This window comes from Nostoc sp., assembly GCF_036917975.1.
In the GTDB taxonomy this organism is placed as follows: domain Bacteria; phylum Cyanobacteriota; class Cyanobacteriia; order Cyanobacteriales; family Nostocaceae; genus Nostoc.
Genome location: NZ_JBALEJ010000073.1, coordinates 164834 through 186206, shown reverse-complemented (window position 1 = coordinate 186206; position 21373 = coordinate 164834). Strand labels below are relative to the sequence as shown.

The window sequence follows — 21373 nt, the reverse complement described above, 5'->3', positions numbered from 1 at the left end:
GCAGCGCATTGAGTGGAGAATAATCATAAAGAGGAGAATATCCCTAAACTTCATTGAATCAAGGTGCAATATGAATACACCGTCGGTATCTTAAGTATTCTGGTAGTCCCGTCCTTTTTGGGGATGGGGATTTCCCGTAATCCTTGATGCTTCCAGTTTCCACTATTCATTTTTAGTAATTCTTCAAGGTTGAAGCGTTCTTCAAATGAGAGCGATTTTTTCCCATCGATACCAGCCGTCTTTTTACCAGCATTTAGCTGAGATACAAGTCTAATTGCAAGAAATCGAGCCGAGGTTGATTTTAGAATAAGCTTTTGGAGTGACCTAGCTTTCCGCTTGTCTCCAACTTGAACCGCTTTGTACACGCGCTTTTGAAGGCGGAGAAGATTTCGGCGGAATTTCTTCCACGGTAAGGCTCTCCAAGATTCACTAGTTTTGTAACTGTGTCTAATCATTTTCTCTTCTCTAGTTTGTGTATTCTGAACACCTCAGACCAATTACGGTCTGTCCTACCCGACTTGTGAGGATTCCGCTTCTCGTCTAGCCTACCTGGGGAACGAAAGCCCCAAGACTCCCAAATCGTTTTTATTCGTTCCCTCGGAGAGATTGATTGTTCCGTTAGATGTAGCCAATTCGACTACTGGATTCCCAGGACTCTTGCCGACATCGAGCTTCTGTACGGCGGGAATTGTCTCCAGTTAAATCAGGGGTCTTTGTGTTGCGCCCTGTTTCTCGGATAAGTCGCTTTTCTAGGCTCTGTTTCATCGTAGGAACTCCCTGTTAGCGCCAGTGTCAACCCGCAACGGTCGTCTGGTTGCGCCCAGTTAAGAGCTTCACTCTACAAGAACCGAGCTTGTTCGGTGTGGGCAGATAAGGAGTCAATTCTGAGTCTGAATGGCAAGACTTGCACTTGCATCTGACCGAGAGTTCAACCCTTTAGTGACAGTAATCTGCTGTCGGGCTGGTTTAGTTATGTACGGACTGATTACCGTGATTCACTAAACAACGAATCGCACAGCCCGTTCCGAATGGGGAATCTCACTTATTTACTCAGCACTCCTGAATGCCACACACATCATAAAATTAGGACTTCGGCTACTGTTTGCGTAAGGGACATCCAAAAATTAAATTACTCAATTTTTGCATCCAATAGGAGCTGGGGGACAAGGTAGCAATACAATACTGTTCGGTTAAGGCAAGAGACGCGATAAATCGCCGTCTCTACAAAAGACTGATTATTGTAGAGACGGCGATTCATCGCTTCTTAGCTGCTTATGGTGAGTCCACTGGAGGCGGAGCCTCCCAAAATCTGTTCCCAGCCTCCAGGCTGGGAACCAGTCAGTTCAAGGGCTGTGTCTTAACTTGATGCCATTTGTCCCTGAGTCTTATCTTTATAGATCACCAAAAGACACTACCGACTCGCGGCGTCTTCTTCGTAAATATCTATGTTGGTGAAAATGATATCTCCAAAAATGAGTAAACGGTAGCAAAAGCTACCGTATTGTCTTTGTTTTACAGCCATTAGGTTTTTATAATTCCTATGCTTATTTATAGAGTTCCCTAAAATTCTGGAAAACTAACATTTTTGGGAAAAAAAAGAAATAAAGCTGAAATACTTGCTAGATAAGAGTTTTATGATTTGGGAGTTCGGAGAAAGTTTAGTTCTTAGATCAAGGCTAAAGTCGCCGACTATGAACTGATCAATACTAGATTGTGAATCGATAGGTCGCGCCCTTTCCAATTTTTTAGAGAGTTATCTAAATATTCCGTTGCTAGAGTGGATAACTAGCTTTAATCTGGTTCCAGATGCATTATTTAGTTGTAATGCGATGCCTACGGCGGGCAAAGCCTACGCCAAGCAACTGAGGTGATAGACTAGGACTAAAGCCCCCCTAGCCTCACCCAAGGAGGGGAAATCAAGTTCGCTAACGCTGGCTTACAATCAATTTTGGAAATTATTCATCTAACGATGGTAAGCTGAGTAAGGCAATCTCTGGAAAATGCCAGTGTTAAGCAATTCCAGGAACTTAGCGTAAGTTCATTATTCTTGGCGACTGGGGTAATAAGCAAAGTAGCTGAGTGTCGCAGCAGTTTTCCTAGTATCTCTAAATTGATTTTCTGGGGAAAATGCTACTTGTGCTATTGTCAAGAGTTTCTTGACAGCCTCGAAAGCAGTGAGTGCTTTCTCTAAAAGTGCGTAGTTTACCGCCGTAGGCATCGCCTCTATGTTATCTAAAGCTTTTCCTCGATAACCCATCCCCTGTTCTTCTGGGAAGGATGGTAGTTTTTAAAGGACAAAGCTGGGCATAAGGTGTGCTTCGCAAGTTATAGAGGCAGTACGCAATTAGCTATGGCTGTTTTACCAATCATTAGTAGGATTAGGTAAAGGCAGGCAAAAAAGACACTTCATCGAATGCACTGGCGGTTGAGAAAACCCTCTACAAAATTGGTCTGAACAGTTAACAGCTTCCTGATAAATTAGATACAATTAGCATCTGTGTTTACTTGGGTGATTGCTTATTCAAAGCAAGTACTCGAATTGACAGGCTACCTCACTAACCGATTTGACATAGTAATAACATTTTCACCTGCTAACTCTGGCGAAAATTTTTAATTCAGGGCAAATTAAGACTTATATTCAAGGGGCTTGGGTGTTTCTTGGAGATGAAGTTAGCCAAAAGGCTGAAAAAGGTGTATCTGATGTCAAAAACGCAGATCGGATAGGAGTATGAAAATCTAAAATATATATTAAGAAGAAAAACAACGACCATCGACAACCGTCAGTCTATTTTACTTTCTGTAAAGCGTCACCGGGTTGTTACCAGTGCTGAAACACGATTACATGCAAGTTTCCCAGGATCAGCCGATTCATTCTGAGGCTCCACTCCAACTGCTGCTGTTTGTCGATGGACGCCCCAAGTCCCGCCAACAGGTACAGCGAATACGTGCTTACTTAAAAGAATTGCAGGCTGAGTATAGTTTTGAACTTCAAACTATTGATGTTGGACAACAACCTTACTTAGCAGAACACTTCAAATTAGTAGCAACGCCAGCTTTAATCAAAATCCATCCCGAGCCACGACAGGTTTTAGCTGGGAGTAATATCATAGCGCAATTGAAAAACTGGTGGCCTCGCTGGCAAGCTGCTGTAGACGCCTATTTAAAATTACAAGAAGACTTACAAGAACGTATAGATGATACTGCAAGGGCCACATCACCCAAATCTACTATCCGTTCTGTTGCTGTTTCTGCTGAACTAATCCGACTCTCAGACGAAATTTTTCGCTTGAAACAGGAAAAAGATAACCTCCAAGAGCAGTTACAGTTTAAAGATCGAGTGATTGCAATGCTGGCGCACGATCTCCGTAATCCGTTAACTGCTGCCGCGATCGCCATAGAAACTCTTCAATCTAACTACAATTCAGATACAGGTCAATTTCAACGCCTCAAACCATCCTTGACCGCGCATCTATTAAAACAAGCCCGTCATCAAACTAAAGTAATTGACCGGATGATTACCGACCTTTTACAGGTAGGTCGTGGTAAAGATACAGAGTTTCCTATTTTACCACAAAAAGTACAGCTAGGTAAACTGTGTTTAGATGTACTAGAAGAATTGTGCGATCGCTATACCGCCAAATCCCAAGAGGTAGAAACGGATATTCCCAGTGACTTACCTTATGTATATGCTGACCCAGAACGCATCCGGCAAGTGCTAGTAAATCTGTTGGATAATGCCATCAAATACACCCCAGAAGGTGGCAAGATTAGCATTGCTGGATTGCACCGCACTACCCAAAAAGTTCAGTTTAGTATTGGTGATACTGGGCCTGGTATTCCTGTAGAGAATCGCGATCGCATCTTTGAAAACCACTTCCGCCTGCAACGGGATGAAGGTACAGAAGGTTACGGCATTGGTCTTTGTCTATGCCAACGTATTATCTTAGCACATTATGGCCAAATTTGGGTAGACTCTGCCCCCAATAACGGTGCATGGTTTCACTTCACACTACCAGTTTATCCTTCTTAGGTAATGGGTATGGAACATTGGGCATTCACAAATGACAAATGACAAATGACAAATGACAATTAAGTACTTGAGACAAAGCGATCGCGCCCCCCGGCCTTTGCTTGATAGAGTGCTTTATCTGCCAGCACAATCAAATCCGAAGGTGAGGATTCCCAAGTGGGGACAACAGTTGCCACGCCCATACTTATGGTGAGATGCTCACTCACCAGAGATCCGTCATGAACAATTTGCAAATCTTTGATTCCCGCTTGTATCATTGCAGCAACGTGAAGTGCGCCAGATGCAGGAGTGTATGGCATAATCACAGCAAATTCTTCGCCACCATAACGCGCTACTAAATCCTGATGTTTTTGTGCCTTAAGACTTAAGATAGCACCCACCTTTTGTAAACAAACATCCCCAGCCGGATGGCCATATCTATCGTTATAAAACTTAAAAAAGTCGATATCACACAAGATCATCGATAGGGGAGATCCCTCTTGTGCGAGATTAATCCACTGAGTATTGAGATAATCGTCAAAGCGGCGACGATTGGCCAACTCAGTTAAGCCATCTACATTGGCCAGGTGATGCAAAGCTTCGTTTGCCGCCTCTAATTGTTTGTATACTTGCGCTTGCTGTAACAGTCGGCGTAATCGCTGGCGCAATACAGGCCAGTGAATTGGCTTAGTAACATAATCAGTTGCGCCAGCGTCAAAAGCACGGTTTACAGAATCCTCATCATCCAAGCATGTGATCATCAAAATGGGAGTGCGCTCCCATATTTTGGAGATAACCGTATTGTTAAGGGTCGAGTCACTATCAAAGTTTGCAAGGGCTGATATTAAATTATTCCTGGCAATCTGGAGCAATTGCTTACAGCAGGTAAAGCCATCCATCACAGGCATGACAGCATCTAGCAAAACTATATCCGGTTTGATGGTCTCGTAAGCATCTAAACATTGCTTGCCATCATTGACCTCGATCACTCGATAACCTTCTTGTTCCATCGCTTTACGCAACAATACGCGGATGGTCTTGTCATCATCAGCCACTAGAATCAGTGGCGGTTGCTTAGTAGAAAGAGGAAATGGGCTTATGCCTGACATGAGTTGCCTTCCACTTGCGGAACTATCCTGAAAAAGGGTGTACAACTTGATCGCATGGGGGCGATCGCTATTTTCATCAATGCCAGGATTTGCGGCAGAGGTGTGTCTAGCTTCACAATCAACAGTTTTTTGACAATGGACTGCTCAATGTTCTTGAGCCAAGCAAGCGGTAGATAACTAAGTTGCATAGACAATCTATAATTGGAACACAAAGGCAATTATTACCTTTTGTTCGGCTGTGGTTATGGGAGGAAATGTTACCTTTATATTTCCCAATTGTTAAAGTTAAATTGCAACTTTTTTGAGAATTGCAAATGGACACCTTACGCATTTAGTTTTGGAGTTACTTTAGAAACCTAGCAAGATAGAACAAAGCAATTGCCAAAGTCCCCTCAAAAGATAGCTAATACTAAATTCTCAGATCGGCTGACTTAAATTTATTCAGTCTATCCGGTAAGGTTTGCTGGGGTTTAGTATAATTACATAAGGTTGAGATTAAGCCTGTACAAGGCTTGGTTATGTATTGACTCTAGGTTAATAAATTAAAGTATAAATTCTTATTTAGTTGTATTCAGGATATTGAGTTATAAAAAAATAGATTTTTTCTTAGAAAATGTATATAAATATACTAAAATTGAGTTTATTTAATATATTGAACAACTAAATCTTAGAATTACTTTACAGACTGCACATTAAAATCGCCATCTTATTAACTAAACAAACAACCGAAATTTTTTTCAAAAGACTCCAAAACTATTTACATTCACTAAATCCTTAAAATGCCAGACTCATTAATGTATCAGCAGGATAATTTTGTTGTTCTAGAAACCAATCAACCAGAACAATTTCTGACACTATCAGAGTTATTAAAAAAGCTCGAAACAACTCTCCAAAAACTCATAATTCAAGATTTGTCGCCTGACTTGCAAAAGTTTGATACTGTAGAAGCTCAAGCACAATATTTGCTCGACACCACCTGTGAATTAGATATTGGTCCTGGACAATATTTACAGTGGTATGCAGTTCGTCTAGAAAAGTAACTTTTTGGTCAGTGATTAAGAGAATCCCAAAAAATAAATGAGTAATAAGTAATAAGTAATAAGTAATAAGTAATAAGTAATAAGTAATAAGTAATACCCATTAATCATTATTTATTACTTATTAAGTAGGTAGGCACAAATAAACCTAACTATGTAACAAAATGTAAAAAGCTTAAAACCCTTGCGATTGCTTCTCTACGAGACGCTACGCGAACACTTCGCTGCGCTCCGTACCCTACGGGTTCTCCGAATGAGTACGCAATGACATAGTTATAAATTTTTCCGCCTACCTACTTACTTCAAAAATAAATTTCTTTGGCTTTTAGCTAAAGTCTACTGAAATAGACTGGAGATTTTTGGCGATATTGAGTCATTTTCAGATGACTTTCGCTATTATACGGGAATTTCAATTCCCGGCGGACAAGCGGTTTCACGTTAAGTTGACACCAATGGTTCGCGCAGCACCCCCAAGAGTTACCTACACCGCAATCGGCTTGGGGTTATTAGTGTAGATAATTGGTCTAAAGAAGACGCGATTTATCGCGTCTCTACATGAGGGTTTTGGGTGTATTACAACCTCCTACCCCCTACCTGCTTCACAAGTAAGTAATCTCACTGAACTATTTGATGAAGTATTAAACAATTTGTCTTTAATACAATACGGTTCAGTTAGCGCCAAAAACCCCTCAGATGCGTAGGTTGGGTGGAGGAACGAAACCCAACATTTTCGCGGGTTTGTTGGGTTTCGTTCCTCCACCCAACCTACGATTATCCTTAATCCAACCGTATTGGTCTTTAATACTTTATTTATGGTCTTAGTTAATCAAATTTGTGTAAAAAGATTACGGAATCACTGAAGAATACATTGATGCTACTGTTCAGCAAGGTTAAGCTGGTAATAATATGAACAGGAAGTATTTTTATCCTGATAACTGAAATGACCACTCATCGTTTATCAATTAGTCAGGAAGATTCTCATTGTGTTACGTCTACTAACTCTCAACAAATAACTGTGCAAATTGCACAAGAGGAGGTTTATAGCTTCTTCGTGGAAATTGTCAAAAAGTTGCCACCAGAGGATGTTTTACGCGAATTCCAAGGTTTATTTATAGATGGTCTTGATTCAGAAGATTCCGATTATATACCTGGAATATATAGTATTTTTTTAGATGATAACGAACAGGAATTATATAATACACTTAAGCGGTGTTGCTACATCATCGTTAATAATTGGAAAACTAACCGAAAAGACAAATATATCCAAGAATTAGTTAATTTATTTGTTAATGAAAATCTCAAGATAAAAGACAATAATCCTCTAGTAGTAAAAATTTGTAAAGGCTGGCTAGAGAATTTTGTTAACAGCAAAGATTACAAGGATTTGAAATTATTTGCTACTAAATATGAGGAATCATCTAAAGGTCATTGGGCTAATCGCTACACTTCCTATTTATTAATCGATCAATCTGTTAATGAGAACAATCCTAAAGAGCAACAAGAGGCTGCTAGAAGGCTTTCTAAACAGATGAAAGACAAATTTAAGTTTGAACTAGCAATGTATATTGCTCGTTCTCAATCTGCCGTCTCAAGCACAGCACGCTATACAAATCCCAGCATTTTGGGAGATCAAGCTCTGCGTTTAATCAAAGCAATTGTCTTGAAAAGAGGTGTGTTTAGTCATGAAAATATTGCCCATATATTTATCAAGCAAACTCAAAACCAAACTCTAGAAGAATTTAAAATAAACCTGGAAAAATATCTATTTATTTCTGTAGATAATAAAGAATCAGTAGAGGCTTGGCGGCAGCAGTTTGTAAATAGTTTATCCTTATGGAAGACGGATTATAATCAAAAGAATATCACTAAAGAATTATTTTTGAGAACCTGTAATCGAGTGATTGATTGCTTGACAACAGAAAATGGCAAAGAGCCTTCGTCATTATTTGTCTTATTGGTGAACCAAGGCAATGCTCTAACATTGGTAATTATCCTGTTAAAGATTATTTTGATTTCTAGAAATTCTCGCAGACATTTAGAAACTCGGATTGCTCATCTGATTCGTTTTTACGAAAAATATTCGGAAGAGGAATGCAAGGGAGTAATAAATTTTATCGAGATTTTTAATATCACCTTTGCAATTTATGCAGAAAACGTAGAATATAACCTGATTAAGATGGAAGAAGAGGAACAAAGCAGTAATCAGCAGTTAAATCTCGATGGTTATCGTGTATTTTCACAGATGAAGGTAGATAGAAAAAAATAAGTTTTGCCTGATTTATGATTTGGCAAGGCGTTCGTCTAGCCAAGCGAGCATAGCACCCACGGTTTCAGCTAGAATACTAATGAGACGATATAGAGCGATCGCACTAAATACTAAAGCTGCTGGAAAATGATGTCGTAAAAGTTCATACGCGGTCGCTTCAAACACACCCAACCCACCAGGCGCACCCGGTACAACAAACCCCAATAACCAAGCGCAACTAAAAGCCCCTAACAACAAAGGAATTTGATTCGCATTCAACGAACCCAGGGCGGATATGGTTAATATAAACCCAGTGGCGCGTAATCCCATAAAGCCCAATTCTCCTAACAAAGGGCGTAGAGGATAGCTTTTAAGACTGAAGGGAACAGTTGGTTTACTGCTAGTAGCAGACTTTTTTGCTTTCAATCTGTACAAAAAGCGAATAACTGGGTTTAAAAACCAGGGATGAATCGCACAAAGGACTACAGCTAAACTCAGCAATTGTAGTATTCGTATAACAAGGGTAGTATTAGCTGGTGCAAATTGGCTACTGCATAGAACAATAATGATTAAAGCAGCCGCTAGCATGAGTAGGGGTTCGAGCAAAACGCTTAGGGTGGCTGCACCAGTGGGAATATTGGCATTTTTGGCGGCGACAATTCGTCCGTAGTGATGCCAGATATTACCTGGTAAATACTTAGCTATGTTCGTTTTTAGGTAAACTTGGATAAACTGGGGAGATGATACAGGTTGATTTAACTCTTGGAGAATCCAAGTCCAGATCCAGCCTGCCCAAGTATGAGCTAGTAAAGTTATCCCTGTAGCGATCGCCATAATTGCCCATCCTACATCATCAATGCGGATAGCAGTAACCTCGCTCCAATTATCCTTCAAAGCTTTCCCTAAAAAAAACAGCGTTCCCCCCAAAATTATCCAGCGGAAAAATTGCTTCATGGATTTATTAATTTAACAGTGGGAGCTACAAAGGCTAAATAGCTCAAATCCGATATTATATCAGCTATATATCCAAAACTTATCAGATATCAAACAGGTTGATATAACTCTTTTTACAATAACTGTATTATCTTAGTTTGTCTCTCCCTGGAGTTAGATAAAATTATTCCTTTTGTAATAAATCAAATGTTACTTTCGCTAGAGTACAACTCATTTCATTATTCATATCATTAATTAGATGTTATTATTTTTCTGAATGCTTGGCATACAAAATTAATTGCAAATGCCATGTTGGTTGAAGTTTAACTTAGTCACAAAAATGCAAGGAGTGAGAACTATGAGAAAAGCAATGAATTGGCTGAAAGACATTCGTCCTCTGAAAGTTTTAACTGTTTTTTTGGCAGGAATGTTTTTATTTATGACACAGGCTTGTGGCGCTCCAGGAGTAGCAGCACAGCCACCACAGCCAGGTTCGCAAGCACCTAACGTCCAGCGATACGATCCTACAAAAGATAATCCTCTCTCATCTCCTGCTGGCGGGATAAATAACTTTAGTGATGTAGATCCGAGAGCGACAGATGAAAAAGCAGCTAATGATAGAGCTGAGGCGCTAGTCAAAAATGCTCAAAAAAATATTGAGCAGAAGGGAATTGACAGCCGAGAGCAATATGTTCGGAATTTCCAACAAGGTACACCCCTTGGCGAAAGAGTGAAGAATCTGGGTGAAGATGTTGGTAGTTCTGCCGAGGAATTGCGGGAAGGTCTTGTTAAGGGTACTCAGCGTGGATTTGAAAATCTCAAGGAAAATACCCAAAATGCAGGCAAAGACTTGACAAAAAATGTTCAACGTGGAGCTGATGATGCTGGTAAAAATGTTCAGCGCACAGCAGAAGATGCAGGTGACGCAGTGAAGGGTGCAGTCAGAAAGGTTGATTGAAATTAGTTATCGAAACAGAAGTCAGAAATCAAAAGTCAGAATTCAGAAGTCAGAAGTCAGCATGAATTCTATACAAGTGGCTGATGAATAGATAGATTTAATACCCCCACCAAATCGTAAGATTTGGTGGTTTTTAATCAGTAGCAAGTCTATAGCCTTCTTCCCACATGGGATCTATGCCCCAATACGCTTGGGTTAAGGGCTACTATTTTGGGTTTTCAAGACGCGATAAATCGCCGTCTCTACAAGTGTTTTGTTGCTCATTCTGATCTGTATTTATCATGCCCCACTGATAGCGTTGGCGCAGTCTCTTCCTAGAGAAGCGTCTTGATTCTGGCTTCTGAATTCTGAATTCTGACTCCTGAATTCTGAATCCTGATTCAGAATTCTTCACTACAAATACTTCTGCAACAATAACCCTAATTTTTCCTTTGTTGCTGCTGGTGCTTTATCCAACTGAGTCAAAATCGCATACTGCAACGCCGAATGCGCTTCACTGGTTGGCGGATTTTCACTCAAGCGGCGCACAGTTTCTTGAATCACCTTTTGAGCATTCACAGCATTCCGCAGCAAATTGCCAATTACTAGTTCTACCGTCACACTGTCATGGTCTGGATGCCAACAATCATAATCTGTCACCAGTGCTAAGGTTGCATAAGCAATTTCTGCTTCCCTGGCCAACTTCGCCTCTGGTAAATTTGTCATGCCAATAATTGTTGCATCCCAACTGCGGTAAAGATTCGATTCTGCTTTAGTAGAAAAAGCTGGGCCTTCCATGCACACATAAGTACCGCCGCGATGGAGAGTAACTTCTGGTAAATTGAGAGATGCGATCGCATCTGCCAACACAGTAGCCAAATTCTTACATATCGGGTCGCCAAAGGCAATGTGAGCAACAATTCCCTCACCGAAAAACGTTGAAATCCGATTTTTTGTCCTGTCAATAAACTGATCTGGCACTACCATATCCAGTGGTTTCGCCTCTGCTTTCAAGGAACCGACGGCACTAGCTGAGATTAAATACTTTACACCCAATTGCTTCATCGCATAGATATTCGCGCGAAATGGTAACTCAGAGGGTAAAAGCGTGTGATTGCGGCCATGACGCGCCAAAAAAGCTACCCGTGTCCCATCCAAAGTCCCCAGAATCAAAGCATCAGATGGTGAACCAAAAGGAGTTTGGATTTGCACCTCTTCGACATCTTTGAGCGCATCCATTTTGTAAAGACCGCTACCACCAATAATTCCAATACTAGCTTGAGCCATGACTCTGAACCTGTTACTTGCTGATCTGCTCAGTTATTTTATCGAAAAGGGGAGTAGCAGAAAAGGCAGTCACGTTGCTTTGCTCTGAATTAAAAATTAAAAATGCCAATAAATAATTGTCATCATAGTGTGCGATCGCTGCTTAATGGACATCTCCGAAAAAGAATGTAGAGACGTAGCAGTGCTACGTCTCTACAAGGGTTCTCGATAACGCATATTTAATTTCTGGAGATGTATAATGTATACAAATGTTAAGTAGATGCACTCCTACGCAGGGAAACAAAGCAAGCGTTATACTTTTGGAAAAAGACTTGTTTTAACCCCTGCTTTTAACATTTTCATAAATCAATGACTCTCAATTTTCGCTTTGCGGTAGTCAGCGACTTACACCTGGCACTTCCTCACACAATCTGGGATCATCCCAGCCGCTTTCATCTAGTGGAAGTAAGTATCTCGGCGTTTAAAAGTGTACTAGAACATTTAATACAACTCGATTTAGATTTCTTGTTGTTACCAGGAGATTTAACCCAACACGGCGAACCCGAAAACCACGCTTGGTTGCAACAATGTTTAGCTGAACTTCCTTTTCCCGTCTATGTTGTTCCTGGGAATCATGACGTTCCTGTACTGTTGGCCGATCAGCAATCAATTGCTTTTGCGGATTTTCCCTACTATTACACCAAGTGTGGCTATGAAGATCCACAGCAGATTTACTACATTCGTGAGTTGTTACCTGGAGTTAAGCTGATTGGACTGAATTCTAACTCCTTTAATGACCAGGGGGAGCAAGTGGGGTGTTTGGATGCCAAACAGCTACAGTGGTTAGAAGAGGTACTGGCGGCCTCTGGTGATGATTTAGTTCTGGTGATGGTGCATCATAATGTGGTGGAACATTTGCCCAATCAGTCGAACCATCCACTAGCAAATCGCTACATGTTGTCCAATTCCACAGAACTGTTGCAATTGCTAAGGCGCTACGGAGTCAAGTTAGTGTTTACGGGGCATTTGCACGTTCAGGATATTGCTTACTCAGATGGAGTTTATGATATTACCACTGGTTCTTTAGTGAGCTACCCTCACCCTTATCGGGTGCTAGAGTTTCATCGAGATCACGAAGGTAAAGAATGGTTGCAAATTTTATCCCATCGCGTTGAGTCTGTGCCGGAGTTTCCCGACTTGCAACAGTCATCAAGGCAGTGGATGGGCGATCGCTCTTTCCCCTTCCTAGTTAAGCTACTAACTCACTCCCCATTAAACTTACCATTATCACAGGCAAAAAAATTAGCCCCTGGTTTGCGGGACTTCTGGGCAACTATTGCCGATGGTGATGCAGTCTTAGATTATCCTCATTTTCCCCCAGAAGTGCGGCGCTATATTCAGACATATAGTGCATCACAGCCTAATCCAGGCATCGCCACTGCTGGAACTTTGACACTGATTGATAATAACACCACACTTTTGCTGGATAAAAGTTAGGAGTGATTCAATTTTGGATTTTAGATTTTAGATTTTTATTTCAATCCAAAATCCAAAATTCAAAATCTAAAATTGGTTTAACACTGATTACTGATTTTGACGACAAATTCCAAATGCTGAAGTGTAGGCGTGTAAGAAGGTTCTGCCACCAACAGGGCCGATTTCACCACCACAGAAAAAGCCACCTACAGGAATATCGTTAAGGTAGCGCTGAAATAGTTCCGAATCGAAGTTGGGTTTACCATACAGTCCTTCACCTCGTCCCAAACAGGCAAACATTAAGGCAGCTACAGCTGAGGGTTCAGATTCTCGCTGGTGTTGATAACTTTGCAGGAGTAATTCTAAGTCTTCAGCAGAGGCTTGGGCATCGCGGAGGTGGAATTGCAGCCTTTGACCAGGACGGACGCGATCGCCAATTGCGATCGCCCCAGCAGTGGGATCGACCCCAAGAATACCACGAATTAAAAAGTCTCCTTGCTGCAAAGCCAACTTAAATTCATCCATTGCCACACCCACAAACAGAGAATGCTGTGCTAAACTCCGTTCTTGTTCGCTGAGACTGGCAATCAAATCTCGCAACACCACTAAAGGTACTTTTTCATCTAACTCCAGAATAATATTGCGATCGGCTTTTGTGACTTGCAATGGTTTGCCAATCGGTCGGCATCCTTGGGCTACAATCGTTTCTAAAACAATATTGCCAGTCAAAGCTATACCAACAGTACCCTCTCTGTAAAGGTTTTGGTGTTCCTCACTACTAGCATCGTTACAAAATAAGGCAACACGACCACCCATACCCCCACCACTAGCCTGTCCCCCCACAATCACCGATCCTGGATAAGCAAAATCCAGCCCTTGTAACAAATTATTGATTCCAGAGGCGAAAGAACTAGAAAGTAAGATGAACTGGGGCGTGGGGGAGGGTGGTACACCAATCAAATCAAGCCAAGCATCTGGTGAACTGTCTAAGTCAGGTAATTCTTCAGCAACAACATGAAAAACTTGAATCTTCACTCCTGGAAGATGTGCTAAAGTCAAGCTAATAGCTGGTTCAGCTTCTAGTTCTTGGGTATCTCCGCTAACTGTTGTCCCAATCACACCTCCACCACTACAGCCAATTAACACTGGCACAGAAAGTTTCTCAGCTAACAAAGGTAACAGTCGGGAATACTCACTCGTAAAAGCAGACGAAATGAATACCAGTCCTAGATCCGCAGGTGCCGTTAACGATGAGACAGCACGTTCCACCACATCTGTAACGGCGGCTTCCAAAGAATGACGGGTTGATAGGGCATTTGCCCACTGCATTTGGTCTGCCATGAGTTTTGAGCTTCTTTCTCTTTTTAGGCTAGTAGGTTTTGACTTTTGATTTTGGGAAGAATTACATTTTACAAGAATTGACACCAGCCCTTTGTCTCCACCATCCCAAGAAGCTGGGGTTGTCATTCCCTATATAGGCATCTAAATATATTGTATGATTATTTATCTATACTACTGATTCCACAAAATCTTAAAAAATAAAGGTAAATGCATTATATATACGCTAACTTGCTGTATTGGTTATAAATCAATAGTCTAAAGCACCAACTTATGATCGGCTAAATGGTTAGAATGGTTATTAATCAAGCAAAAAATTGCCATTTCTGAACATTTTCTATACTAGTATTAACAACACACGACGAGACTAAAGCAATGACAAACATCCAAGAAACAGCAAAAGGCGACATCCAAGAGAAAATCCAAGAAGAAGTAGAACAAGCGCGTACTGTTTGTGATATCAACGGTAGCAACTCACCAGAGTGTGCTGCTGCTTGGGATGCAGTAGAAGAATTGCAAGCCGAAGCTTCTCACAAGCGCCAAAGTAAGCCAAAAAACTCTCTAGAACAGTATTGTGATGACAACCCAGATGCAATTGAATGCCGCGTTTACGACGACTAAAAATTGAGGCAAGCGGATTTTCTGTTGTTTGGTCAGCAAGCAACCAGCATTGACCAAAGAATACGCCCAAAGTGGGGGATGCGGAGATTTACCAATTTCCTCCACTTGCAAGCGTTTTATTTAAAGCCCCCGAATTTAGTCGTGGAGACAAAAAATACAGCAGAATTCAGGAATCACAATAGGCTACGCCCCGATGCCCTAACAGAAGCAAAACAAGCTTTATACCCTGGTTTTGAGATTTAGCTTGTGTACTTCACTAACTTGAAATCCGCTATAAATTCTTTATCTGAATCAAGAGGCTTATTCCAAAGGGATAAGCTAGGATTTTTATAAATTAAACAACAAATTAATTGTTAGTAGGGGCGTACAGATGTATGCCCCTATAAATTTTGTGTAATACTCGTGACTTATAGTCATACGAGGTTCAATAAACTATTATCAAGAAGAATTCAGGATGAATTGGAGTTCGACTGACTCCTGAATAAAAGGGTTTTATACCACTGCCTTATTTAGCAGTCTACAATCATGTAGTGGTATAAAACCCCACTTGATTTATTCTGCCTTCTGACTTCTTTTTTATCTATTGTTTGAGAAAAACTATGGACTATAATATTTGGTTTCGCCCTTTCGTCTGGATTGATTACCGACTATCAGTATTATTCCTGGTAATTATTCCGCTAATTCTTCTGATTTGGGCATTTGTACAAAAAACGGAAGCCATACAACGCTTATTGACTATATACTGGCGAGTAGCAAGCCTAGTGGCAATCACGATTTACTTAATGATTGCCCAGTATCCAGTTAGCTTTATCTCTGGGTTGATGGCTCGGATTTTGATCGCGATTTCGTTGTGGTTCTGGGTGGATATCAACGATGAAATTGAGTATCAAACCAGTGGTTCTTTGAAATTTATTTTTACTTCTTGGCGCTGGGCGACAACTGTTTATTGTTTTTTGGGCACACTCGCCTTTATCCCTTTTTTGGGTTGTGCTTTTTCTGGCAATGTGCTGAAGACTTCCTATTGTCAGGTTTGGTTCGAGGCTCCGTTGCTATTCAAAGAATATTTTCATGCTAACAGCAAGGCTGAGTTCTTAGGTTTTCTTGGCATAACTAGTTTAGTAATTTATGTGCTTTACTTAAGCTATTTTGTTCTAATTAAGCTGGGCAAACAGGGACGTTCAGCCACACCACAGTAACCCTAGTCTAAAAAAAATGAATTCCATTGGCAAGCGACTGGAACAATACACCGCTAAACGCACCAAAGAAGTCCTAATTGTAAGGGTGGAAATTGCTGATGAGCAAGATACAATTGCTATTTTCAAAGGCTTTTCCAGTTCTTTGATGGGTCCAACGGCATTTGATGCAGATGTACCAGTTATGCCAGATGGGGCAAACATCCTCAACATTGACCGAGTAGCGAGTCCTTACAATCCTGAAGCACCCCGCTATATTCAACAAGGACTCTCTTGGTCAGCTATGGAAGCTCTATTATCAGAAGTGGGAGTCTAAGTAATTCGTAATTTGTAACATACATCAGTATGACGATAATTAGTCAAGCAAAACTGGATGATACTGAAGACATTAAAGTTTTTTATAGTCTTTGTGGTTATGGAGGTGGTCTGAGCAAGGAAGATTTGATACTGATTGCTCAATTAGAGGAAAAAATTGTTGGTGCAGTACGTTTGTGTCCAGATGCTGGGTTCTTTGTGCTTCGAGGGATGCAGGTTCTAGCTCAGTTTCAGCAGCAAGGGATTGGTAGACAGCTACTTCAGGCATGTACTGAGCAACTTGTTGATCAAGTCTGTTACTGTATTCCGTGGCAGCATCTGCGATCCTTCTATCAAGAAGTAGGGTTTCAAGAAGTTGCACCCGTCGAAGTTCCAGACCTCTTGCGTGAACGATTTGATAACTATATTTCCAAAGGAATGAACGTCGTTCTAATGGTACGACACCAGAGGAGATTCTATGAAGAGGGAAGTTGAAAATGAAATGGAAGACGAATTACTTTCTGAGTACGACTTCGCTCAAATGGAAGGCGGAGTTAAGGGCCAATATGTTGAGAGATATCGTGCAGGGACGAACTTAGTGCTTTTAGATCCCGATGTTGCTCAAGCTTTTCCCAATGATGCAGCCGTGAATGAAGCGCTAAGGATGTTAATCCAGGTTGCCCAGCATCAGCAACTCAATACTGCGGTGCAGCAGACGGAATAGAAATTCTCAGTGAAGTTATTTGGTGTTGGTTAGGCGATCGCAGTTAAGACAGACTGGTTACACTGTTAGCATTATTGGATGGGCCCAGATGCAACAGTCACAGGATGCGAACACGCCAAAACAATTGAATCGAGAACAACGTTGGGAAATTGTACGAACCTTACTACAACGTAGCAACCTGAGCAGCGAGGCAAAACAGGCATTCCGCCAAGCTTATGCCAATGCACGTCGCTCAATTTGGCTGACGTTTACGCTACGATCGCCTTCTACCTCAATCATCAACCGGAAGTAGAAGCCTACTTGCAACAGCGACGGCAGCAATCACAAGAGATTCGGGCAATAAATCAAGCGAATTTTGACCCACAAGGCTTACGCGATCGCTTGCTTGCCCGCAAAGCAACACAGGAAGCATGTTAAAATTCCCTGCTGATGAAAACTTTGATAATACGGTTATTAGAGGATTGTTCCGCCGTAGCCCGGAAATTGACATCGTTCGTGTACAAGATGTTGGGTTATCAGGCAAAGATGATCCAACTATCCTGGATTGGGCAGCCCAAGAAGGACGTATCCTGCTTACCCATGACGTTTCTACAATTACTCGCTATGCATACGATCGAGTTAGGCAAGATCAGACCATGCCAGGAGTTATCGAAGTCAGCCTAGATACATCGGTCGGGCGGGTCATTGAAGATATTCTTGTACTTGTAGAGTGTAGCCAGGAGGGAGAACTAGAAGGTCAAGTTCAGTATCTACCCTGGTAAAGCGGTCTAACAAAGCGATGAAGGGGGTAGCCACAAGCCGTTGGCGTAGATGCAAAGAATATCTACTGCCGATCATCTTAGCCGTTATCCTGAAGAAAGCAAGCTATCTGAAACTGTCTTCAATTTTGAATAAGCGATCGCACCAGGAGCATTATTATTCTGGATATCATGCCGAATTGGGCAGTTATAGTTATTCTTAGGTTGGGCGATTAAACATAAGTAGATTATTTTTAAAGAATTATTTTGACTTTTGAATTTAAAAAATGTCCCGTTCTGGATACACACTCCCGGTATTTGCGTGCGCTGCTGCTGTTGCCGCTTTACACTGGTTACGCGATCGCAAACCCCTAACTTTAGCATCTATAGATTTGATTGAACCCGCTCAAATTGCCGAAATCCCCATTGAACAGGTAGCAGGATTATCTGAGAATATGGCTTTAGCGATCGCTCGCAGCGATCCCGGTGATAATCTTGACCTGACTAAAGATACACCGATTTGGGCATTGGTGGAATGGCGAGAACAGGGTGATGAAGCAGTAATTATTAAAGGTGGCGAAGGGATTGGTAGGCAATTAAACGCTGATGACAAGCCAGCTATTTATGCTTACGCTCAAAGGCTGTTGCAAGAGAATTTGCAACGAATGCTAGCACCTGGGGAAAAAATCACGGTGACGATTATTTTACCTGAAGGGCGATCGCTAGCTGTTAGAACTTCAAACTCTGCTTTTGGTGTGGTTGAAGGACTTTCGCTTTTAGGCACAACCGGTATTTCTCAACCCTTAAGTACACCAGATCAGCTTGCTGTTTTTCGGGCGGAATTACAAAATAAAGCCAGTCGTTTTGAAACTTTAGTATTTTGTATCGGGGAGAATGGCCTAGATTTGGCGCGTAAACTAGGGATTAATCCTGAACAATTGGTTAAAACTGCTAACTGGCTGGGCCCAATGTTAGTAGAAGCTGATGTGCTGGGTGTGAAAGAAATCTTATTATTTGGCTATCACGGTAAGCTGATGAAACTAGCCGGCGGGATTTTTCATACTCATCACTACTTAGCTGATGGACGGCGAGAAATTTTAGCAGCGCACTGTGCGATCGCAGGTTTAAAATTACCAGATATCCAAGCTGTGTTTAATAGTGCAACTGCTGAAGCCGCACTAACACATCTAAAATCCCTAGATGCTGCAACTGGTAGTAATTGGGTAAATCAAGTTTACAGTGCGATCGCAGAAACTATCGATGTTCGTGCCCAAGAATACATCCAAAGTCATAGCGAAAGCGGCACAAAAGTAACTATCTGCGGCTCTCTTCTGTTTGATCGCGATCGCAAAATTATCGTGAAGAGTAAAACTGCTGGTCTGTTGAGGGGAAAATTATGTTAATTTATTATGAATAATCGTAAACAATCCAAATAAATAATCCTTTAAGTAACCACTCTAGGGTAGATTTATCGTTCTAATACCATCTCCGACTCCGGTACTTGACAAACGCACATAAACTTGCGTTTGTCAAGGCTTTCTATACCATTATCAGCCTGTCCAGGCTGAATAATAGCATCTCCATAGACCACAAAGCATCTACTTATCCTTAACAGATATAACTCTCCCGTCATGAATACAGCGGTGACTCTACCAACTCAAGAAGCGCCCCAAACATTGGAAAATTTTGGGCGGCTTGATCGTCAATTGATTGTAATTCTGGATTTTGGCTCTCAATATTCTGAGCTAATTGCCCGTCGCATCCGCGAAACTCAAGTATACTCCGAAGTTTTGTCTTATCGCACTACTTCTGAACATCTGCGCCAACTCAATCCTAAGGGAATCATCCTCTCTGGTGGGCCAAGTTCGGTTTATGGTGAAAAGGCTCCCCATTGCGATCCAGAAATCTGGAATTTGGGAATACCCGTTTTGGGTGTTTGCTATGGGATGCAGCTGATGGTAAACCAACTCGGTGGGGAAGTGGCAAAGGCCGAGCGAGGTGAATACGGCAAAGCCTCATTATATATTGACGATCCTACAGATTTGCTCACTAATGTCGAAGATGGTACTACCATGTGGATGAGTCATGGAGACTCAGTTACCCAAATGCCATCAGGGTTTGAATTGCTGGCACATACCGAAAATACTCCCTGTGCTGCGATCGCCGACCACGAAAGGAAACTTTACGGCGTTCAGTTCCATCCAGAGGTGGTGCATTCTATTGGCGGCATAGCATTAATCCGTAATTTTGTCTACCATATCTGCGATTGCGAACCCACTTGGACAACTGCGGCTTTTGTCGAAGATGCAGTTCGAGAAATTCGCGCCAGGGTTGGCGAAAAGCGGGTGTTGTTGGCGCTGTCTGGTGGAGTGGATTCTTCTACCTTGGCCTTTTTGCTGTACAAAGCTATTGGTGAGCAACTGACTTGCGTGTTTATCGATCAAGGCTTTATGCGAAAGTATGAGCCGGAGCGATTGGTAAAGCTGTTTCAAGAGCAATTTCACATTCCTGTAGAGTATGTTAATGCTCGCGATCGCTTTTTAGCTGCGATCGCTGATGTCACAGATCCAGAAGAAAAACGCCGCCGCATCGGACACGAATTTATCAGTGTATTTGAAGAAACATCCAAGCGCCTCGGTCAGTTTGACTATCTGGCTCAAGGGACTCTTTATCCAGATGTGATCGAATCTGCGGACACCAATGTTGATCCCCAAAGTGGTGAACGGGTAGCCGTGAAAATTAAGAGTCATCACAATGTTGGTGGTTTGCCCAAAGACCTCAGATTTAAATTGGTGGAACCACTGCGGAAACTATTTAAAGATGAAGTCCGCAAAGTTGGGCGTTCCATTGGTTTACCAGAAGAAATTGTCCAACGACAACCTTTTCCTGGGCCTGGTTTGGCAATTCGCATCTTGGGGGAAGTCACATCTGAGCGATTAAACATTTTGCGCGATGCAGATTTGATTGTCCGGCAAGAAATTAACCAACGCGGCATGTATCATGATTTTTGGCAAGCATTTGCTGTATTGTTGCCAATTCGTAGTGTTGGCGTTATGGGAGATCAACGTACTTACGCTTACCCCATTGTTTTGCGGATTGTTACCAGTGAAGATGGTATGACTGCTGATTGGGCGAGAGTACCTTATGATGTCCTAGAAGTGATTTCCACGCGGATTGTGAATGAAGTGAAAGGGGTGAATCGGGTGGTTTATGACATCACATCTAAGCCGCCTGGAACCATTGAATGGGAGTAATCAAGTTTTGATATGAATCTTTCGTGAACAATTAGATCCCCGACTTCTTTGAGAAGTCGGGGATCTGATTCTTTAGATTTTCACGCCGTGTCGTACTGGTGTGGCAAGCAAAAAAATTGTGCATTAAACGTAGGTTGGGTGGAACCCAACATATATCAGGATGTTGGCTTTGGCAAAGCCCATTAGTATCAACTTAAGCT

Annotated in this window: 23 protein-coding genes and 1 pseudogene; 15 read left to right on the top strand and 9 right to left on the bottom strand. The window is 41.7% G+C overall.

The genetic code is table 11. The features are described 5' to 3' along the window. Positions 1-77 precede the first annotated feature (77 nt). The 3 genes and pseudogenes from V7K76_RS26775 to V7K76_RS26765 all read right to left on the bottom strand — a co-directional run. Positions 78-455 (bottom strand): annotated as a pseudogene (locus V7K76_RS26775) (reverse transcriptase N-terminal domain-containing protein); the annotation flags it as partial. A 163-nt stretch (positions 456-618) separates the two neighbouring features. Further along, positions 619-765 (bottom strand): hypothetical protein, encoded by a 147-nt coding sequence (locus tag V7K76_RS26770; RefSeq protein WP_334775770.1) that lies wholly within the window; start codon positions 763-765, stop codon positions 619-621. 1276 nt (positions 766-2041) lie between these two features. Next, positions 2042-2257 (bottom strand): hypothetical protein, encoded by a 216-nt coding sequence (locus V7K76_RS26765; protein ID WP_334775771.1) that lies wholly within the window; start codon positions 2255-2257, stop codon positions 2042-2044. Between the two features lie 567 nt (positions 2258-2824). Here V7K76_RS26765 and V7K76_RS26760 point away from each other — a divergent pair. Next, entirely contained in the window at positions 2825-4030 is a 1206-nt protein-coding gene (locus tag V7K76_RS26760; RefSeq protein WP_334775773.1) for a histidine kinase, read from the top strand. Positions 4031-4089: 59 nt separating this feature from the next. Here the strand turns inward: V7K76_RS26760 and V7K76_RS26755 are convergent, their stop codons facing one another. Further along, positions 4090-5118, bottom strand: coding sequence for a PleD family two-component system response regulator (locus tag V7K76_RS26755; RefSeq protein ID WP_334775775.1), 1029 nt, complete (start codon positions 5116-5118; stop codon positions 4090-4092). Further along, the gene (locus tag V7K76_RS26750) at positions 5106-5306 is read right to left on the bottom strand and encodes a hypothetical protein (protein WP_334775777.1); all 201 of its coding nucleotides are present in this window, start codon (positions 5304-5306) and stop codon (positions 5106-5108) included. The genes V7K76_RS26755 and V7K76_RS26750 overlap by 13 nt, the downstream gene beginning before the upstream one ends. 591 nt (positions 5307-5897) lie before the next feature. Here V7K76_RS26750 and V7K76_RS26745 point away from each other — a divergent pair. After that, the gene (locus tag V7K76_RS26745) at positions 5898-6158 is read left to right on the top strand and encodes a chlororespiratory reduction protein 7 (protein WP_179066583.1); all 261 of its coding nucleotides are present in this window, start codon (positions 5898-5900) and stop codon (positions 6156-6158) included. Positions 6159-7095: 937 nt separating this feature from the next. After that, positions 7096-8421: a hypothetical protein gene (locus V7K76_RS26740; protein ID WP_334775779.1), complete on the top strand. Its 1326-nt coding sequence runs from the start codon at positions 7096-7098 to the stop codon at positions 8419-8421. A gap of 12 nt (positions 8422-8433) precedes the next feature. Here the strand turns inward: V7K76_RS26740 and V7K76_RS26735 are convergent, their stop codons facing one another. Next, positions 8434-9354, bottom strand: a complete 921-nt coding sequence (locus V7K76_RS26735) for a lysylphosphatidylglycerol synthase domain-containing protein (RefSeq protein WP_334775781.1) — start codon at positions 9352-9354, stop codon at positions 8434-8436. Positions 9355-9691: 337 nt separating this feature from the next. Between V7K76_RS26735 and V7K76_RS26730 the strand changes: the two genes are divergently transcribed. After that, on the top strand, positions 9692-10291 hold the full coding sequence (locus tag V7K76_RS26730) for a hypothetical protein (RefSeq protein WP_334775782.1): 600 nt from the start codon (positions 9692-9694) through the stop codon (positions 10289-10291). 393 nt (positions 10292-10684) lie between these two features. Here the strand turns inward: V7K76_RS26730 and V7K76_RS26725 are convergent, their stop codons facing one another. Then, entirely contained in the window at positions 10685-11557 is an 873-nt protein-coding gene (locus V7K76_RS26725; protein WP_334775783.1) for an S-methyl-5'-thioadenosine phosphorylase, read from the bottom strand. 348 nt (positions 11558-11905) lie between these two features. On the opposite strand from V7K76_RS26725, the gene V7K76_RS26720 reads away from it, so the two are divergent. Further along, complete coding sequence (locus tag V7K76_RS26720) at positions 11906-13033, top strand: metallophosphoesterase family protein (RefSeq protein ID WP_334775784.1); 1128 nt, start codon at positions 11906-11908, stop codon at positions 13031-13033. Positions 13034-13120: 87 nt separating this feature from the next. On the opposite strand, the gene V7K76_RS26715 is transcribed toward V7K76_RS26720, so the two are convergent. Next, complete coding sequence (locus tag V7K76_RS26715) at positions 13121-14353, bottom strand: FIST signal transduction protein (protein WP_334775817.1); 1233 nt, start codon at positions 14351-14353, stop codon at positions 13121-13123. 372 nt (positions 14354-14725) lie between these two features. Between V7K76_RS26715 and V7K76_RS26710 the strand changes: the two genes are divergently transcribed. The 9 genes from V7K76_RS26710 (at position 14726) to cbiD (ending at position 19322) form a co-directional block, all read left to right on the top strand. Then, on the top strand, positions 14726-14971 hold the full coding sequence (locus V7K76_RS26710) for a Calvin cycle protein CP12 (protein WP_069074399.1): 246 nt from the start codon (positions 14726-14728) through the stop codon (positions 14969-14971). Positions 14972-15570: 599 nt separating this feature from the next. Further along, entirely contained in the window at positions 15571-16167 is a 597-nt protein-coding gene (locus V7K76_RS26705; protein WP_334775785.1) for a DUF3177 family protein, read from the top strand. Between the two features lie 16 nt (positions 16168-16183). Further along, positions 16184-16480 carry a DUF7734 family protein gene (locus V7K76_RS26700; RefSeq protein WP_334775786.1) on the top strand — a complete coding sequence of 99 codons (297 nt, stop codon included), beginning with the start codon at positions 16184-16186 and terminating at the stop codon, positions 16478-16480. Between the two features lie 29 nt (positions 16481-16509). Next, a complete protein-coding gene (locus V7K76_RS26695; protein ID WP_334775787.1) occupies positions 16510-16953 on the top strand; it encodes a GNAT family N-acetyltransferase in 444 nt (147 codons plus the stop codon). Continuing rightward, the gene (locus tag V7K76_RS26690; protein WP_334775788.1) at positions 16937-17182 is read left to right on the top strand and encodes a hypothetical protein; all 246 of its coding nucleotides are present in this window, start codon (positions 16937-16939) and stop codon (positions 17180-17182) included. Before V7K76_RS26695 ends, V7K76_RS26690 begins: the two co-directional genes overlap by 17 nt. 124 nt (positions 17183-17306) lie before the next feature. Next, the gene (locus V7K76_RS26685) at positions 17307-17474 is read left to right on the top strand and encodes a hypothetical protein (protein ID WP_335030211.1); all 168 of its coding nucleotides are present in this window, start codon (positions 17307-17309) and stop codon (positions 17472-17474) included. Beyond that, complete coding sequence (locus tag V7K76_RS26680) at positions 17420-17599, top strand: hypothetical protein (protein ID WP_334950998.1); 180 nt, start codon at positions 17420-17422, stop codon at positions 17597-17599. Before V7K76_RS26685 ends, V7K76_RS26680 begins: the two co-directional genes overlap by 55 nt. Next, positions 17593-17943, top strand: coding sequence for a DUF5615 family PIN-like protein (locus V7K76_RS26675; protein WP_334775790.1), 351 nt, complete (start codon positions 17593-17595; stop codon positions 17941-17943). Before V7K76_RS26680 ends, V7K76_RS26675 begins: the two co-directional genes overlap by 7 nt. Before the next feature lie 263 nt (positions 17944-18206). Continuing rightward, positions 18207-19322 (top strand): cobalt-precorrin-5B (C(1))-methyltransferase CbiD, encoded by a 1116-nt coding sequence (gene cbiD, locus V7K76_RS26670; RefSeq protein WP_334775792.1) that lies wholly within the window; start codon positions 18207-18209, stop codon positions 19320-19322. A gap of 65 nt (positions 19323-19387) precedes the next feature. On the opposite strand, the gene V7K76_RS26665 is transcribed toward cbiD, so the two are convergent. Then, entirely contained in the window at positions 19388-19510 is a 123-nt protein-coding gene (locus tag V7K76_RS26665; protein WP_334775793.1) for a hypothetical protein, read from the bottom strand. A gap of 40 nt (positions 19511-19550) precedes the next feature. On the opposite strand from V7K76_RS26665, the gene guaA reads away from it, so the two are divergent. Further along, the gene (guaA, locus tag V7K76_RS26660) at positions 19551-21173 is read left to right on the top strand and encodes a glutamine-hydrolyzing GMP synthase (protein ID WP_334775794.1); all 1623 of its coding nucleotides are present in this window, start codon (positions 19551-19553) and stop codon (positions 21171-21173) included. Positions 21174-21373 lie beyond the last annotated feature (200 nt).